General features: G+C 60.9%; 13 protein-coding genes. 7 read left to right on the forward strand and 6 right to left on the reverse strand.

Annotation, left to right across the window (positions count from 1 at the left end; genetic code table 11):
* Positions 1-75: 75 nt before the first annotated feature.
* A complete protein-coding gene (gene glpX / locus ACT3UA_RS05825; protein ID WP_096287697.1) occupies positions 76-1,110 on the forward strand; it encodes a class II fructose-bisphosphatase in 1,035 nt (344 codons plus the stop codon).
* 77 nt (positions 1,111-1,187) lie between these two features.
* Here glpX and manA read toward each other — a convergent pair whose 3' ends face one another.
* From manA to ACT3UA_RS05845, 4 genes are all read right to left on the reverse strand, one after another.
* Positions 1,188-2,396 (reverse strand): mannose-6-phosphate isomerase, class I, encoded by a 1,209-nt coding sequence (gene manA, locus ACT3UA_RS05830; RefSeq protein ID WP_176484235.1) that lies wholly within the window; start codon positions 2,394-2,396, stop codon positions 1,188-1,190.
* Between the two features lie 85 nt (positions 2,397-2,481).
* Positions 2,482-4,104: an LCP family protein gene (locus ACT3UA_RS05835; RefSeq protein WP_096287693.1), complete on the reverse strand. Its 1,623-nt coding sequence runs from the start codon at positions 4,102-4,104 to the stop codon at positions 2,482-2,484.
* A gap of 17 nt (positions 4,105-4,121) precedes the next feature.
* Positions 4,122-4,655, reverse strand: coding sequence for a 5-(carboxyamino)imidazole ribonucleotide mutase (gene purE, locus ACT3UA_RS05840; RefSeq protein WP_096287691.1), 534 nt, complete (start codon positions 4,653-4,655; stop codon positions 4,122-4,124).
* A gap of 55 nt (positions 4,656-4,710) precedes the next feature.
* The gene (locus ACT3UA_RS05845) at positions 4,711-5,871 is read right to left on the reverse strand and encodes a 5-(carboxyamino)imidazole ribonucleotide synthase (RefSeq protein ID WP_096287689.1); all 1,161 of its coding nucleotides are present in this window, start codon (positions 5,869-5,871) and stop codon (positions 4,711-4,713) included.
* Positions 5,872-6,111: 240 nt separating this feature from the next.
* Here ACT3UA_RS05845 and ACT3UA_RS05850 point away from each other — a divergent pair, with 240 nt between their 5' ends.
* A complete protein-coding gene (locus ACT3UA_RS05850; protein WP_096287687.1) occupies positions 6,112-6,669 on the forward strand; it encodes a GtrA family protein in 558 nt (185 codons plus the stop codon).
* On the opposite strand, the gene ACT3UA_RS05855 is transcribed toward ACT3UA_RS05850, so the two are convergent.
* The gene (locus ACT3UA_RS05855) at positions 6,670-7,395 is read right to left on the reverse strand and encodes a TIGR03089 family protein (protein WP_096287685.1); all 726 of its coding nucleotides are present in this window, start codon (positions 7,393-7,395) and stop codon (positions 6,670-6,672) included.
* Positions 7,396-7,677: 282 nt separating this feature from the next.
* On the opposite strand from ACT3UA_RS05855, the gene ACT3UA_RS05860 reads away from it, so the two are divergent.
* Genes ACT3UA_RS05860 through ACT3UA_RS05870 form a run of 3 tightly spaced genes read left to right on the forward strand, consistent with a single transcriptional unit; the run spans position 7,678 to position 13,999 of the window.
* Complete coding sequence (locus ACT3UA_RS05860) at positions 7,678-8,199, forward strand: WhiB family transcriptional regulator (RefSeq protein ID WP_096287805.1); 522 nt, start codon at positions 7,678-7,680, stop codon at positions 8,197-8,199.
* Complete coding sequence (locus ACT3UA_RS05865) at positions 8,103-11,672, forward strand: glycosyltransferase (RefSeq protein ID WP_096287683.1); 3,570 nt, start codon at positions 8,103-8,105, stop codon at positions 11,670-11,672. Before ACT3UA_RS05860 ends, ACT3UA_RS05865 begins: the two co-directional genes overlap by 97 nt.
* Entirely contained in the window at positions 11,672-13,999 is a 2,328-nt protein-coding gene (locus ACT3UA_RS05870; RefSeq protein ID WP_096287681.1) for a DUF5719 family protein, read from the forward strand. Before ACT3UA_RS05865 ends, ACT3UA_RS05870 begins: the two co-directional genes overlap by 1 nt.
* Positions 14,000-14,004: 5 nt before the next feature.
* On the opposite strand, the gene ACT3UA_RS05875 is transcribed toward ACT3UA_RS05870, so the two are convergent.
* Complete coding sequence (locus tag ACT3UA_RS05875) at positions 14,005-14,463, reverse strand: metallopeptidase family protein (RefSeq protein ID WP_096287679.1); 459 nt, start codon at positions 14,461-14,463, stop codon at positions 14,005-14,007.
* An 89-nt stretch (positions 14,464-14,552) separates the two neighbouring features.
* Between ACT3UA_RS05875 and ACT3UA_RS05880 the strand changes: the two genes are divergently transcribed.
* Positions 14,553-14,921, forward strand: coding sequence for a DUF3499 domain-containing protein (locus tag ACT3UA_RS05880; protein WP_096287677.1), 369 nt, complete (start codon positions 14,553-14,555; stop codon positions 14,919-14,921).
* A 264-nt stretch (positions 14,922-15,185) separates the two neighbouring features.
* Positions 15,186-16,736: a TIGR01906 family membrane protein gene (locus ACT3UA_RS05885; RefSeq protein WP_096287675.1), complete on the forward strand. Its 1,551-nt coding sequence runs from the start codon at positions 15,186-15,188 to the stop codon at positions 16,734-16,736.
* Positions 16,737-16,808 lie beyond the last annotated feature (72 nt).

The following is a 16,808-nucleotide window of genomic DNA, read 5'->3' on the forward strand; positions in this document are numbered from 1 at the left end:
ACATGAATTACATGCTGAAAATCGATGGGGATATGATGGAGTTGTTTGCATAGGCGCAATGACTACGACTCAGTGATGGGATCTTTCGTGACCGAAAACAACAATTATGCCCACCTTTCTCCCCGACTGTCGGTAACCGACTCGGAGCCGGACCGCAACCTTGCCTTGGAGCTGGTGCGTGCCACGGAAGCGGCAGCCATTGCTTCATCCCCTTGGGTTGGCTTCGGTGACAAGAACGCAGCCGACGGCGCCGCAGTGGACGCCATGCGCGGCCTGCTCTCCTCCGTGAACTTCAACGGCGTGGTAGTCATCGGCGAAGGCGAAAAAGATGAAGCCCCGATGCTTTTCAACGGTGAACAGGTCGGCAACGGCTCGGGAGCCGAATGCGACGTCGCGGTAGACCCGATCGACGGCACTCGCCTGACCGCCCTGGGCCTGAACAACGCCCTGTCCGTGCTGGCCGTGGCCGACCGAGGCTCGATGTTCGACCCTTCGGCAGTGTTCTACATGGAGAAGCTGGTGACCGGCCCGGAAGCCGCGGACCTCGTTGACCTGCGTTTGCCGGTGAAGCAGAATCTGCACCTGATCGCCAAGGCCAAGGGCAAGAAGATCAGCCAGATCACCGTGACCCTGCTCGACCGCCCACGTCATGCCGGGCTGATCGAGGAGATCCGTGCCGCTGGCGCCCGCACCAAGCTGCTGATGGACGGCGACGTCGCCGGCGCCATCGCGGCCACTCGCGAGGGCACCGGCGTGGACGCGCTGATGGGTATCGGCGGCACTCCAGAGGGCATCGTCACCGCATGCGCCATCAAGGCCATGGGCGGCGTGATCCAGGGCCGCTTGTGGCCAACCGATGACGATGAGAAGCAGAAGGCCATCGACGCGGGCCACGAGCTGGGCCGCGTGCTGACCACCAACGACCTGGTTACTAGCGATAACTGCTACTTCGCAGCCACCGGCATCACCGATGGCGACCTGCTGCGCGGCGTCCGCTACAAGAACGGGCGCATCCACACCCAGTCGATCGTGACGCGTGCCAAATCCGGCACCATCCGTTTCGTCGATGGTGAGCACCAGCAGGACAAGTGGGAAGCCTACACCCGCTAAAAATCATTAAACGAGTCGAGCCGCAGATTTCCCGAAAGGGCGATCTGCGGCTCGACTCGTTTATGGGCTAGTTGGCGCTATTTGCCCTGTGCGCTGGCGGCAAAGAGCGTGGCCGCGCCCGGGGACGCGGATACCGCGGTCACCGGCAACTCATGGGCGGCAATGAACACCGACCCGCCACGGGAGACCTGGAGGGTCTGGGATGAGGTTTCCAGGCTGAACTCACCTGCCGTGCACAGCACCAGCGCGGCGCCGTGCAATTGCAGCTCGGTGCGAATCTGCGGCGCCGCGGTGTCCACCACCTGGAGCTGGAATTCGTCGAAGGCCGGCTGGAAGAGCTGGGAGTGCTCCGAAACCGCAGTGCCCTGCAAGAGCGGTGCCGCGGAGGACTCGGCGATGGTCACCTCGAGCAGTTCCGGAACATCGATATGCTTGCTGGTCAGCCCGCCGCGCAGCACGTTGTCCGAGTTGGCCATCACCTCGATGCCAAGCCCGCGCAGGTAGGCGTGGACGTTTCCGGCACCCAGGCTAATCGCTTCGCCGGGCTTCAAGAACACCAGATTCAGCAGCAAGGCGACGAGGACCCCGGGGTCCGCAGGATAGATCTCGTTGATCCGCACCAGCTCGGCGAACTGCACATTTTCCTGCAGGACCGGGTCCGCGGTAATGGTCCCGCAGAGCGTGAGCACCAGATCGCTGATACCGGTGCCCGAGGTGAGCACGAGATTCAGCGCCCGTGCCAGCGGGTCGGCGGACTGCAAAGCCGCAATCAGGTCTGCGGCCAGGGCCGTCTCCGTGGTGGATAGCCGGGGCAGGAAGAGGCGCAAATCCGCGATGATCTCCTCGGGCACGCGAAATCCGGAGAGCGCCACGAAATCGGTGAGCGCATAGAGCATCTCGGGCTTGTGGTTGTCGTCCTTGTAGTTGCGTTCTGCCGCATCACGGGGGACACCGGCGGCATCTTCCTTGGCGAAACGTTCCCGCGCCTGCTCCAGGGTCGGGTGCACCTGGATCGATAGGGGCTGAGCGGCGGAGAGCACCTTGAATAAGAATGGCAGGCGGCCATAGCGCTCATTGACCTGCTCGCCGAGCGTATTCACCGGATCCGCCGCAATGACTTCGTGCAGCGGCTGACCGGTGTCGACGAGCATGCTCGGGCATCCGGGATGGGCGCCGAGCCACATCTCGGCCTGGGGGCTGAGCCGTGCCGGCTGGCCGAGCAACTCGGTTATGTCCTGCTTCGAACCCCAGTGATAGTCCCGAATGGAATTTTTCAACTCAAACACGTTTTGCACCCTTCAACTTTCACAAACGATAGTGGTTTCAAAACGGTCGGGGGGTCTTAACCGCGGGTGAAACCTGGAATGCTGGTTAAGGCACCGAGCATTCGTCGTTGTTTGCGGCGATCTGCGCCAGGCGAGTCGTTTGGCCAATCATCTCAAGTTCCACCAGGTACTGCTCGTCGATCGGGCTGCCGTCGCGCTGCGTGAAGACTTCTTGTTCACCGTTGGACAGCTTCGGAGCGTCGTTGATGCTAGTGGATTCTTCCTCGGCGCTTTCGGATGGTTCGGCTGAACCGCCGGCCTCGGTGGTGTCCTTTGACTTGGCAGGTTCCTCGGATTTCTTGGATTCCTTGGGCTTCTCCGGAGCGTTCTGCTTTTCAATGATCTTAGTGATGCGATCATCGATCTTGCCGAAGTCAGGGTAGGTGGAGAACGAACGCTCGAAGTCCGGCGCTCCCAGGGTCAAGCGGCTGAACGGAGTGCCCGATACCTTGTCCGCCACGGACACGAAGGAGCTGAGCTGGCTGGCGGGAATGTTCGTCTCGACCAGCTGCTCTCCGGCCTGCATGATGCTGCTGAAGTTGCTCAGAATGGTCTGCGGGGTGAACTGCTTGATGATTGCCTGCTGCAGGCATTGCTGCCGCTTGATGCGGTGGTAGTCATCGGTGAAGTCACGCGAACGCGCGAACCAGAGCGCGTCCTTGCCGTTGAAGGTTTGCTCGCCCGGGGCGAACCAATGGGTATTGACCAGCGAGCCTTCCCACTTCTTGCCGTTGTGCGGGACCCAACCGCCAGAATTGATGGTGACGCCACCGAGGGCGTCAACGAAGTTTTCGAAGCCTGCCATGTCGACCATGACATAGCCTTGGACCTCGAGCCCGGTGGTCCCGGTCAAGGCATCCATGGCGGCCTGCGCGCCGACGTTCTTCACCGAATCCGGGAACCGATCCGCGTGGTTATCTACCGCGTCGCGGTAGATCGCGTTGAACAGGCACTCGTCCCCGCAGCTGTACCCGTCGGGGTAGACCTCGGCCATGGGCGTACCCTCGGCGAAGCGGGCATTCTGGAAGTTACGCGGCACCGAGATCATCAGTGACTTGCCGGTTTTGGCATCCACCGAAAGCAGAGCGATGGAGTCGGTACGCACGCCATCTCGGTTCGAGCCGGAGTCGGCGCCGAAAACCGCGATGTTGTAGCGTCCATCCACCGGGTCAAAGGCAGGACCCGCATCGAAGACCTTGACGATGGTCTCGCGTCCGGTGTTCAGGATCGAGGCACCGTAGACGAAGATGCCGCTGGTTGCGATGACCGCAGCCAAGGTGAAAATGGAGACGATTGCGCGCATTCCGGGTGCCAGCATTCGGGGCCGGATGATGAACAGCGTATTCAGGAACATGATCAGCCAGCCGACGGCCAGCACCGAAAGCACGACGATCAAGAACAACTGGAAGTTCGGGTGCGCTACCCAACCCAGGATGATCGAACGGTCAATGAAGTAGATGACTGCGAGCCCAATGAGCGCGGCCCAGCAGAGCATGGTGATCGTGACCGCGATGCGTCCCAGCTTGCGGTTACCCGCAATCAGCTGAGCGCTACCCGGGAAAATAATGGTCAAGACGACCAGTATCAGGGCGCGTTTGCTCCGGGCCGGAGAGGAAATCGTCTCCGGGTTCCTGAGCGGACTTGGAGCGCGGTGGCTGGCAGAACCCATGTACTTTGTGACTTTCCTTAGGAAGAGAAGTTCTCGTTTGCTACTTCGGCACGCAACGCGGCGCCCTTGGCATATGCAGAATCGCGCAGCGAATCTGCGAAGGCTAGCAACTTAACCTGTAACGACTTGGCAAGCTCGTCGGTTCCCGATGCCAGCATACGCACAGCTAACAGGCCGGCATTGCGGGCACCGCCAATGGAGACGGTAGCCACTGGCACGCCGGCAGGCATCTGCACGATCGACAAGAGGGAATCCATTCCATCGAGCTTGGCTAATGGTACCGGAACACCCACCACCGGAAGCGGCGTCACCGAGGCGAGCATGCCCGGCAGATGCGCGGCGCCACCGGCGCCGGCGATGATCACGCGCAGGCCACGGGTGTGGGCGCGCTGGCCGTACTCGATCATTTCGGTGGGCATACGGTGCGCCGAAACGACGTCGGCCTCGAAGGGGATGCCGAATTCGGTAAGCGCCTCGGCGGCCAGCCGCATAACCGGCCAGTCGGAGTCCGAACCCATGACGAGTCCGACAAGTGGTGCTGTTTCAGTCATTAGAATCTATGTCCTTGAAGATCGTGGCCCAAAATGAGCGGGTCTTGCTGAAAGCCTAGGCGGTCGGGGTGATGCCATCACGGATTAAGCCCGCGACCCGGTCGGCGCGTTCACGTAGTTCTTCTACGCGTTGGCCTTCCTCGGCCACCACATTAACGTGTCCGATCTTGCGTCCGGGGCGCACCGATTTTCCGTAGGCGTGTACCTTGACTTCCGGCGCGGCAGCCAACGCGGCCTGGAATGCGGAGAACAGATCCTGGTTGGCCCCGCCGAGGAAATTCTTCATCACGGTCACTCCAAGTTCGCGGGTTTCACCCAGCGGCAAGTCCAAGACTGCACGAAGGTGCTGTTCGAACTGGCTGGTGACCGAACCGTTCATGGTCCAGTGCCCGGTGTTGTGCGGGCGCATGGCAAGTTCGTTGATGACGAAACCGGCACCCCGTCCCGGGGTTTCGAAAAGCTCAGCTGCCATGACGCCGGTGACACCGAACTCTTCGGCGATGCGCATGGCAGCATTTGATGCGGTAGCCGCGGTTTCCGCCGAGATGTCTTGGGCCGGTGCAATTACCTCGTCGCAGACGCCGGCGACCTGGATGGTGTGCACTACCGGCCAGGCTTTCGTCTCGCCGGAAGGAGTGCGCGCGACCATGGCCGAAAGCTCGCGGGTGAAATCCACTTTGTCCTCGGCCAGCAGGGCTCCGTTGGCAAACCATTCTTCGGCTTCTCGGGCCTGCTCAGCGTTCTCCAGCATGCGTACGCCCTTGCCGTCGTAGCCGCCGCGCGGGGTTTTGAGCACGATCGGCCATCCGGTCTGCTCACCGAAGGCAATCAGTTCGGCTACGTTCTCCACCTTGGCCCACGCCGGGTTTGGAAGTCCGAGCTTCTCAATCGCGGCACGCATCACCAGCTTGTCTTGCGCGTGGATCAGGGCCTCTGGGCGAGGCTGGACATTGATTCCCTCATTGATGAGTGTGGTGAGGAACTCATTGGGGACATGCTCGTGGTCGAAGGTCACCACGTCCTTACCCTGGGCGAAGGCGCGCAGGGTCGCTAGGTCCTTGTAGTCGCCAATGGGCGCATCGGGCACACAACGTGCCGCCGATACGTCCGGGCCTTCGGCGAGAACATGCAGTTCAAATCCGAGGTTCAGGGCCTCTGGGGCCATCATTCGGGCTAGTTGCCCGCCGCCAATCACACCAATTTTAGGGAAGCTCACCCCTCTAGGTTATCGAAATTGTTCCGGCTTCCCGTCCTCGCGGTGACTGATTACTCACCAAATTCGGGGAATTGTCAGGAAAAGCGGATAAAATAGCAAGATGTGCCCTCATGCCATTGCGTATTCGGGGCAACACTAAACCGATAACCGAGGGAACTGAACTTCCCGGGATTCTGACGATCTTTAGGTCTAGATGATTCGAAATTGGATCAGCAAGAGCGCAGATACGTCTGGAGGAAAATGTTCGAGCGCATCTCACGAAAACTAGCTGGACTCATTTCGCTGCTCTGGCGCGAAGTGGCGAAGTTCGGCGTTGTCGGTGGTATTGCGTTCATCATCGACTCCGGCATCTATGTGTGGTTGCTGCATGGACCGATGAGCGATTCGCAGGTCAAGGCCAAGATCATCGCCGGCATCGTCGCGACCTTGTTCTCGTGGGTGGCCAATCGCTTTTGGACCTTCCGCCATCGCCGCCAGGCAAATGTCGCTCGTGAACTGGTGATGTTCCTGATCATGAACGCTATCGGCCTGGGTATCGCCGCCGCCTGCGTTTGGTTCACCAAGTACGTGTTGAACCTGACCGACCCGACCAGCGTATTTATTGCCGGCTCCGTGGTTGGCCTGGTGCTGGGCACCATCTTCCGTTTCTTCGCCTACCGTTTCTGGGTCTTCGGCGCCGAGATGGATCAGGAAGAAAAGTTCGCCCACGACCATGAGCTTTTGGTCCATCACGACAAAGGTGCCGGCGCCCAGGCCGTTTCCCCGGACACCGGCACTATCCCCACTGGGAAGAGCTAATCAGCCAGTTAGGTAGTCGTGGCTGATTTTTTCGCCCTCGCGAAGCCGGTCGCTCACCTCCATGGCTTCATCGATCAATACGATCGTGTCGCCGGCCTTCCACTGCGCCACCGCGTAAGGCAATAGATCAAGAACCGGGATATCTGCGCGCACCAAGATGGTGCCGCGGGCCGGTGCCTCGGCGGCAAATAATTGTGCGCTAGACAGCTCTTGGCCGCCGGGGGTGATGAGGCTGATGCGTGAGCCGGATACCGCTGATGGGTAGAACTGGTCCCCGTAGGTGCGCACATTGGCGTTGTAGTCTTCGGCGACCGGGCCTAGATCGGCGCCGAAGGACAGCGCCATGGCTGCGGGGTTGACCGCCAGGATTTCCGCTGCGCCGGGAATGCGCTCATCCGTTGGGTTGCTGGTGATCCAAAGTTGCGCCTCGGCCGCCTGGTCATGTTCGGCGGAAACCAAGGTGGCTCCGTGATGCAGGGAGGCAAGCGCCAGGACCAGGGATTTCCAGTGCGCACTGAGATCCAAGACCACTACCGATGCTTCGTCGAGGTCGAAAGTTTCGCCCAGAAGGTTTGCGCTCTTGGCGACCCAATTGTCAAAGACCCTGCCCGACAGCTCGATCCTCTCACCGGAAGTCGAGTACCAGGTGAGCCATGGAGTGGCCGAGGCACGGCGCGGTGCGAGCAGACCTTCGGCAAAGGCTCCCTTAGCGGAGTTGAACGGCATTTTCCACCTTAAATAATTTACTGAGAATTTACCGACAATTCGCGGAAGTTGCGACTCGCCGGATTCATTGGTGTCTTTCGCGGCGTGTTGTGCCGAGAGTTTCCTGAGAACTCTCCATAGAATATCCTCCCCGCTTGACTATGACCGAGTTACACGGCTGTAATTAGATGGTGAGTTCGGCTCGTCCATCGTTTCACTATTTCGATGGAATAAATAGAGACGTATGGATCGGGAGCAAGGATGGCTCGATCTTCTCAAACCAATCGAAAGGCCAACATCAACATGACGAAGCTGGAGCAGGGGTACTCCGATTTTTCGACATCGGCTGTAGCGTCCGCCCAATACGGGGTTGAGGGTGCACCATCGGACTGGTTTGTCGATCCACAAGCTGGTGACTCCGCACGCGTTGCGGTTGCCGCTGATCTGGAGAACGCCGCAGAAGACTTCCTACGGGAGCATGCGCCAGCGGAAACCGAAGGCGGATCGACCGCAGGGTCGTGGGCTCCGGAGCTGGATGAAGACGAACAGGTTCGCGAAAGCATCAAGGCCGTTTGGCTCGGCGTCGGCGGGGAAGTCGACGAAGGCGAGCTCGGTTGGCAGGCCCGCGCATTGTGCGCGCAGACCGACCCCGAAGCATTTTTCCCAGAAAAGGGCGGTTCGACCCGCGACGCTAAGCGTGTCTGCGGTGCCTGTGTTGTACGTTCAGAATGTTTGGAATACGCGCTGAGCAACGACGAGCGCTTCGGCATTTGGGGAGGGCTCTCCGAGCGCGAACGCCGCCGACTACGGAAACGAGCAATCTAATTCGACCGCCAATTCATGTCACCGCCATCGTTGCCGCGCACGATGGCGCTGACTTTTTACCCCGAACTTTAGCCGCACTGCGAAACCAGTCACGGCCGATCGAACGGTACCTCGGGGTCGATGCGTCGTCCCAAGACGCTTCCCGGCAGGTATTAAAAGCAAATCTTCCTTCCAACGCGACCCTGCTCGCGGCCCCGGCTGGGTCATTGGGACTTTCCGTTCAAGAAGCGGTTGATTCATTGCCCGAAGCTCGTGCAGATCGCGACGAGTGGCTGTGGATCATCCACGACGATTCGATGCCGGCTCCCGACGCGCTAGAACAACTGACGCGTACGGTCGAAGCCTCCGAGTCCGTGACCATTGCAGGTTGCAAGATCCTGGACATTGACAATCCTCGCCGCTTGGCCGAAGTCGGGCTCAGCGTGGACCGCAAGGCGCAGCGCCTGACGATGATCGATATCGACGAAGTCGACCAGGGTCAGTACGACGGCCGAAGCGACTACTTCGCCGTATCCTCGGCAGGAATGTTCATCCGCCGCGACGTCTTTGAAGAATTAGGCGGTTTCGATCCGGCGCTGCCAGGCCGCGGCGACGACGTGGATCTATGCTGGCGCAACCGCTTAGCCGGACACCGTGTGGTGGTCGTTCCCTCCGCGAAGGTCTACCATCAGGTCGACGTGGTCGACTCGCTGGCTGGACCGGGCGAAGCACGACGCTCTGAGGTCTTTCAGCGGCTGAAGTTCGCACCGACCTTGGGACTCCCATTTCTTTGGCTAGGCCTCCTTTTGGGCGGCATCGGGCACTTCCTTTTGGCTCTTTTAGCCAAGGATCCGGGCCATGGGTTCAGCCATTTGGGCTCGACCCTGCGCGGCTTGTTCTCGCCGGTGAAGTTGGTGTCCTCGCGCCGTGGGATCAAGCAAATCCGCAAGGTGCCGCGCGGCCAGGTACGCAAGCTGATGACTTCGAATAGCGCCGTGCGCGAGTACCGGCGAAACTTGTCAAACAGCACGGATGACTCGCAGGTCTACGGCGACGGCTCCGGCGCAGAGGGCATGGTGGAGCCAAGCGGCGAGAACTTCTCGGACTTTGTCCGAATTGCTCGGCCGCCGCGGACCACTGCGGTGCTGTCGCTGATTCTCGCATTGCTCATCACGACCGCGGCCTCGCTGATCGCCTGGCGTTCACTGATCGGTGCCAACGCCCTGAGCGGCGGTTCCATGCGTCCGCTGTCGCGCACGCTGAATGAGATCGGAGCCAACGCCACCTCGTGGTGGCAGAACGCGGGCACCGGCTTCAGCGCTGCTCCAGATAACACAGACATCATGTACTGGCTGCTTTCGGTGCTCAGCTTCAACCACGCGAACCAGGCTTCGGTGATCTTGTTCCTGGCGGCCATGCCGTTGGCGGCTCTCACCGCTTGGTGGGGCGTGGGCGTAGTGAGCCGTTCGCGTGCGGTACGTTTCTTCGCCGCGGTGATCTGGGCTTTGCAGCCTGCCCTTATTTCGGCCCTGGCCAGCGGCCGGGTGGGCTCGGTACTTATCCACGTCCTACTGCCGTTGTTCTTCCTGGCCATGCTTCGTGCGCTCAACGCGCACGTGCGCCCGGAGGGCAAACCGGCAACAAGCGCGCAATCCAAAAAGACTTCGGCCTGGACCGCTTCGGCCTGCGCGGCACTGATCCTGTGGGTAATTTCTACCGGCTCAATGCCTTTCTTCTTGGCACTTGTGGTGCTGATCTACGTTTTGGCGCTTTCGGCTCCGCGCCGGGCGCGCACGCTGTGGTGGGTTCCGCTTCCTGCAGTGGTGTGGAACTTGCCCTTGCTTTTCGAAGCACTGGGCAACCCACGGCTGCTGTTAACCGAACCTGGTGCACCGCTGGCATTCAACCCGGCGCCGCTGTGGCAGATGCTTTTGGGCTTCCCCGAGGCCTTTGACGCAATGCTCACCCCGCTTGGTTGGGGAATACTGCCTGCCGGACCGTGGGCATTGGTCGCAGGGGCTCTTGTGGGCGCACCTGTGGTGATTTTGGCGGTACTGGGCGCACTCGGGTCATCCTTTAGCCTGGACTCCACCATGCGTCGAAATTCCCGCAAACTCGTCTGGGCCGCAGCCCTGTCCTTGGTGGCCGGCTGGGGAATCGGTTTCATTTCGGTCTCCCTGGACTCGTCCAGGACGGTCAGCGCATACACCGCGCCATTTGTTTCCTTCGCGGTCTTCGCGATGCTCGCCGCCGCCGCCAACGCGCTGGCAGCATTACGCCATGAGGAGCAGCCACGCACACTTCGCCGTCCGGCGAATCGGGCAGTTTTGAGCCTGATGGCAACGCTGAGCGTGATTAGCGTGTTGGCCGCCGGTTCGGTGGCACTCGGCGCGCAACTGAATTCGCAGAATCCAGATGGCGCCATGACCGCGCTGAACGCCGCCCAGCGGGTGTCGCCCTCGCAGGAACGGACGATTCCGGCCACCGCGGCGGACGCCGGCCGCGCGGAATCCGCAGAGCGCACCTTGGTGCTGACCCCACGGGCTTCGGGCGAGATCGACAGCCAGCTGCTGACCGGGGCCGGCGAAACGCTTGACGCCATCAGCCGTTCTTCGCAGGTGTCGCAACTGAGCGGATCGCTGCTGAATCCGGCACGAAACGAGGCTTCGGCCACGGGAAGCGTGCAGCGGGAAGCCGTGGCAATGCTTTTGTCTGAATCAGCACTCGACTCCCGCGAAGCCTTGCGAGACCTGGGTGTTGGGTTTGTAGTGCTCAACGAGACCGGTGAATCAGTCTCGGCCACCGTGCGTGTGCTGGATGCTGCGACCGGCCTGGCCTCCGTGGGGCAGACCGACAACGGATGGCTGTGGCGCGTCAATTATGAAAGCTCCACGCCAAATGCGGGCGCAGGATTTGCGCGCTTGATCGACAAGTCGGACCGGGTGCAGGTACTGGCCACCAATCGCGGGCGAATTCAGGATACTGAGATACCCGCAGCCGACGGACCGCGCACTCTTGTGTTGGCGACCGCGCAGGATCCAAAACTGCGTGCCACTATCGATGGCGCGCCGTTGCGTGCGGTAGCTTACCCCCGGGATTCGGATACCCGCTGGGCGCAGGCCTATGAAGTGCCGGCCGAAGGCGGCAAGCTGACGCTGACCCACTTCGAACCATTGGCATTGCCCACGCTGATCCTCGGTAGCGTCGTATTGCTTATCGCGGTATTGCTAGCGATCCCGGTACCCAGTACCCGTCGCCTCGCTAGCTACCGAAATAGCGAATATCGTTTCCGCGCAGTCGAGGAATCGGACGACGGGCAAGACGAAGTGGCCAGCGAGCCGGCAGAACCAGCTTTCGAACCGGAACCCGAGACGAGCTCAACACCGTTGAGCCGTCGAGAGGCTCGCGAACGGACGCACGAGATCCGTGACACCTTGGCCCCGAAGCTCGGTGACCGTATTTCGGACACCGACACCGAGCAGGAGAAAAAGTAGTGAGTGATGAGAAGAAGCCCGCTTCGGATGACGCAAAAAACGAGCATGCCGGTCACCCTGCGCACGCTGCGGAACCACGCAAGGATCAAGGATCACCGGTAGCCGGCAATGCCTCCGCGGATGGCAGCGACGAGCCAGCCGTGGACGATGCAAAAAACGAGCATGCCGGTCACCCCGCGCACGCTGCGGAACCATCTAAGGATCAAGGATCACCGGTAGCCGGCAATGCCTCCGCGGACGGCAGTGGCAAGCCCGCTGCCAAACCGGTCACAGCGGACACCGGCTCCTCTGCCGAGCCGGCTAAGCCAGCGCCGCAACCGGTGGCTGCGACGAAGCCGGAATCGGCTCCGACTGTGCGGCCTTCGGCAAGCGAGCGGCCAATAAAGAGCAAGTCCGAATTGCGTGCCGAGGCCAAAGCCGAGAAGGAAGCCAAGGCAGAGGCCAAGGCAACGGCGAAGGCTACTGCGAAAGCCGAGGCGAAAGCAGCGGCCGAGGCCAAAGCCACCGCAAAGGCCGAAGCCAAGGACCGGGCAAAGGCCCAGCCGCTAGCTAAGCCGGAGCCAAAGCGTCAGGCGGAGCCGGAGAACAAGGCTGAGCCGGAAGCCAAGGACGAGAAGATGGCTGCAGCCCTAGCACAGCCGGTTATCGCAGGCGCCGCGGAAAACAGCGAGGCCTCGGCGCCCGCAGATCCGATTGCGAGTCGACGCCGACGCAAACTAGACGACGCAAATAAGGCGGCACGTAAGGATCAGGAAGCTGCTCCGGTGCGTCGTCGTGCGGGCGCCGTGCTGCTCAGCCTGGTGGCCATCATTGCCGCCGGTGGCGTGGTCGCCGCGGCTTCGGTGCTTGCACCGCAACCGTCCAATACGGCGCTCCCCGCGGCGGTGACCAGTCTTCCGGCCGGCGATGCCCAGTCCGTCTGTACCGGAACTCCGCAACTTCTCAAGGGCGTGGACGGTACCGATCCACAGTTCGCCGCCGGTGCAAAACAAATCTCAAGCAATATTCGCACAGCCCTGGTCTCAGACTTGGGTAAACGAATTCCCGGTGCCACACTCCGGGACCTGGGCAGTTCAGATCCGGCCCAGCTCAGCGAACGCATTCCGGATGCTGAAGCGGCGCAGTCTCTGGGTGCGGATGACGAGGGGTTGACCGGTCGTGTTGGAAAGGTAAACACCACCAACGGCCGAGACAAGGCGCAAGTCTTCTCCCTGCAACCCTTGGGCGAACTACCTTCCTGGGGTAGCGCCATGCGCAGTTTCTTGGCCAAGGATGGAGATCTCGCGGGACTGGCCGCGGCGACCTGCCAGGCTCCAGCCTCCAGCTGGCGCTTCACCGGGCTGATGACGAATACCGGTGCGACCAGCGTGCTTCACCTGTCGAACCCGACCCACACCACCGCCCAGGTCTCTATCGATCTGCGCGGTCCGGAGGGTCTGATCGACACCTCAACGCTGCAGAATGTCGTGCTTGCGCCGGGATCCTCGCGAGCGTTGGTGCTTGGCGGCTACGCCCAGAATTTGGATTCGGTGTCCGCCGATATCACCAGTCTCGGCGGAAAGATCACCGCATCAGTTCAACAGGCAGCGTTGCGCGGCCTGACACCTTCCGGGGTAGACCTAGTGGCTGCAAATGCTTCGGCAGCCAATACGCAGGTGATTCCGGGCGTTTGGCTTGGCAACAAGAATGACCGAAACGAACTAAGCAAAGATGACAAGAAACTGGTGCCGCAGCTTCATGTTTCGGCCACAGGTGCGCAGGGTGCAGGTTTCAAGGTGAAGATCTTGGGTGCCGAGGGCGAAGTCAAGGCGGATCTTGGCTCGAACCTCGCGGTAGCCTCCGACGCAACTAGCGTCATCGACCTCAACGGTCTCGAAGCGGGCGCTTACACCGTAGTCGTGGAAGCTGATGCTCCGGTGACCAGCAGTGTGCGCATGGTGCGCGGCGCGGATCCCAAGGATTCCTCGGACAACGCCTGGGCCGCCAGCTCCATGCCACTGGCGGGAAAGCAGGTTGCGCCTATTTCAGCGAACGGCACCGGTGAATTCAGCATTGCCGCGCCATCGGCCGATGCCTCTGTCGAAGCAGTTGTGGTCGACAAGGATGGGAAGCTTTCAAAGCCGACCAAACTCGAGGTGAAGACCGGGCAGAACATGGTGTTCAAACCGAAGGAAATCACCGAAGAAGCCCAAGCCGTGATCTTCTCTGCAGATGCAAACGCCTATATTGGCCAGTTGATCTTCGGGTCGGATCGTTCGCTGGCCTGGGCTGCCATGCCTCAAGCCAATGTCGGACGTGACGGTATCGTCGTCAACGTCGGCGGCTAGCAGGACTAAAAATCCGGGTTTTCCGGGAAATATTCGGGATCAACTTCGTGGGGCGAAAGCATCCACAAATTAGCGACCTCGTGCACCACACACTGGTGTACGAGGTCGACTAATTCCGTGTGGCTATGACTAGCTTGCTCCAAAGGCAGCCGATAAATGGAAATCCGGGCACGGCGCTTAGCCGTTGCCGGTCGAGCAGAGGACAGCGGCATGCGGTCTCCGGCGGCCGCGGCCTGAGTCATGACCTTGTCGCCGGGTACCGGGACGATGCGAAAATCGATGATCGCGAGTTTTTGGCCCCAGCGTTCGCCTAATCGTTGGGCGCTGGCCATCACCGCGTCATCAAAGCGTTCTGGTCGCGTGCGGAAGGCGGGCAGGTGCATTGGCATCAACGGACCACGCCGTCCGCGTCCATGACGGTTGCGGCGCGAGCGCTGCTGCGGACTCTGGGGATTATGCTCCATGGCTCCACAGTAAACGTTTGCGCGAGCGAACGTGGCCGTTCGGGCCAGATTACCGGGCTAGGACGGCTAGCACGAGTAGACTGGAAGCCGTGGAAAGTCTTCGTCTTTGCTCTCGCCCCGCGTGCCGTGAATCGGCCCGCGCAACCCTCACCTACAACTACGCCGATTCGACCGCCGTACTCGGGCCATTGGCGCAGTACCCCGAGCCGCATTGCTATGACCTGTGCGCCCGGCACGCCAACCGGCTCACGGTGCCCAGCGGGTGGAACCTGCTGCGCGGCGCCCTGCCAGAGGTCATTGAAAACGAAGATGAATTGCACGCACTGATGAATGCCGTGCGTGAAGAGCGTAAACCCAAGCACTCTGTCGAAACACCTGCACCCCGTGAGGTGCGCGGCACCCGTTTCGATTCTCGTCCACGGTTGGCAGTGCTTCCGCCGGAGGCCGAAGAAATCTAAGAATTGCCACCGAGGTTATTTAGCTTCGCGCGGGATCTAGCCTCCCGCTGCACCGTGGGGTGCGCCGCAGTCGACAGTTCCGCATTCCTACTAATCGGATGGGAATGGCTGGCTTTACCGTTTCCCGCACCACGGTCCTAATTTAGGTGTGGTAATGCGCGGATTGGCGCGGTCGGCTGGATAAGCTGAAACCGCGGGGCCTGTTGTGCAGGTTTCGTCTATTTATGATGGTCAGAGATCGCGCGATTTGCAGGAGGACTCCTCATGGCTGAGGCGGCGAAGAACACCCCCGGTGGTAAGGGCCCAGAAGGCCCGGACACGCCCATCGCGGCCACCAATGCTGAATCGAACGAGTCGGTCACCAAGGCCACGCTCAGCCAGCGAGCCGACGAATTGTCGGCACGCCTTGAGGAGCATAAAAAACAAGCCAAAGCTCAGCAGGACGCTCGTGCTGCAAAGGCGGCGGCCGCTGCGAAAGCAGCGTTCTTGAACCCATCAGGGGCCAAAGCAGCAGCATCCAAGCCTGCCGAGGCGAAGCCGGCAGCTCCTGAAACTTCAGATACCAAGCCCGCAGCGAATCCAACCACGGTGCAGCCGGCCACGACGCCTGCGACGGCCAAGCCAGCAGCTACCAAACCCGTCGCGAATCCTGCGCCAGCCAAACCTGTGGCGACTAAGCCGGCAGCATCCAAACCAGCAGCAGCCAAGCCGGCAACAGCAGCCAAGCCGGCAGCAGCAGCCAAATCGGCCGCAGCTAAGCCAGCAGTGAGCAAGCCAGCTACGAGTGCAGCCAAGCCGAAAACCGACGAGCCGGTAGAGGACATCATTCGAGCGATTAAACTTCCGCATGAACTCGACGCGGAACAGCAGCAGCCGAAGGCCTCCACAAAAGCCGAGGTACCTGCCAAATCTGATGCGCCGCTCAACGAAGCCAAACAGACGGTGCCACCGGTCAGCGCTGCACCAAATAAAGACAACCCAGAGACTACGTCCGCCGCAGTTGCCCAGGCGCGTTCGCGTGTCTTTGGGAACTACGCTCCGGAGTCGGAGCCATCCGAGGCAGCGGTCAAACGCCGTGTGGCTCGCGAACGCGCATTAAATTCCAAGCCGCCGCTGGCCCGCACCGCACAGGTGCTGCTTGCACTCATCTTCCCGGTATTGACGCTGATCGCCGCGATTCGTCTGGTCGCCACCCCAGCGTTCTTGGCGCTGGCCTACGCCCGGCCAGGGTTCCCCAGCGACCAGTTCGGCTTCACCGATCCGGAACGCCTAACCTATGGCAGCTACGGGGTGGACTACCTGAATAACTTCGCTGGCCCGGAATTTTTATCTGGATTGAAACTTCCGACTGGCTCCAGTATGTTCACCGCCCAAGAGGTGCAGCACATGCTTGACGTGAAAAACCTGATCGGTTTGGGCTATGTCATCGGGGCCGTGCTAGCGGTATTGGCCATAATCTTCATCGTCTACCTGGCCAACCGTTACTCCGGCGGAGTGCGCCGAGCGCTCTTCTCCGGGGCAATCTTGACCCTGGTGCTAATTGCCGGAATCGCGGTCATCGCCATTACCGGGTGGAACACGTTCTTCTCCGGTTTCCACCAATTGTTCTTCGCCGAAGGCACCTGGACTTTCAACCTCAGCGATACCCTGATCCGTCTATACCCCGAGCAGTTCTGGGTCGATTCCGCGCTTGCCATCGGGGTGTTGGTGGTTGTCTCCGCGGTTGTTGCGCTCATTACCTGCTGGCCAACCGGGCGCCGCCGCGAAAGCTCACGCCTACGTCAAGAAGCGCGAGTTTACGGATTGAATAGCTAAACAACTACACGTGGCAAAGCGCCCCGGAACAGCTAAACCTCGGGAACCGGGCAGTACGGATCCCGAGGTTTT

It is taken from the genome of Glutamicibacter sp. 363, assembly GCF_052379505.1.
Taxonomy (GTDB): Bacteria; Actinomycetota; Actinomycetes; order Actinomycetales; family Micrococcaceae; genus Glutamicibacter.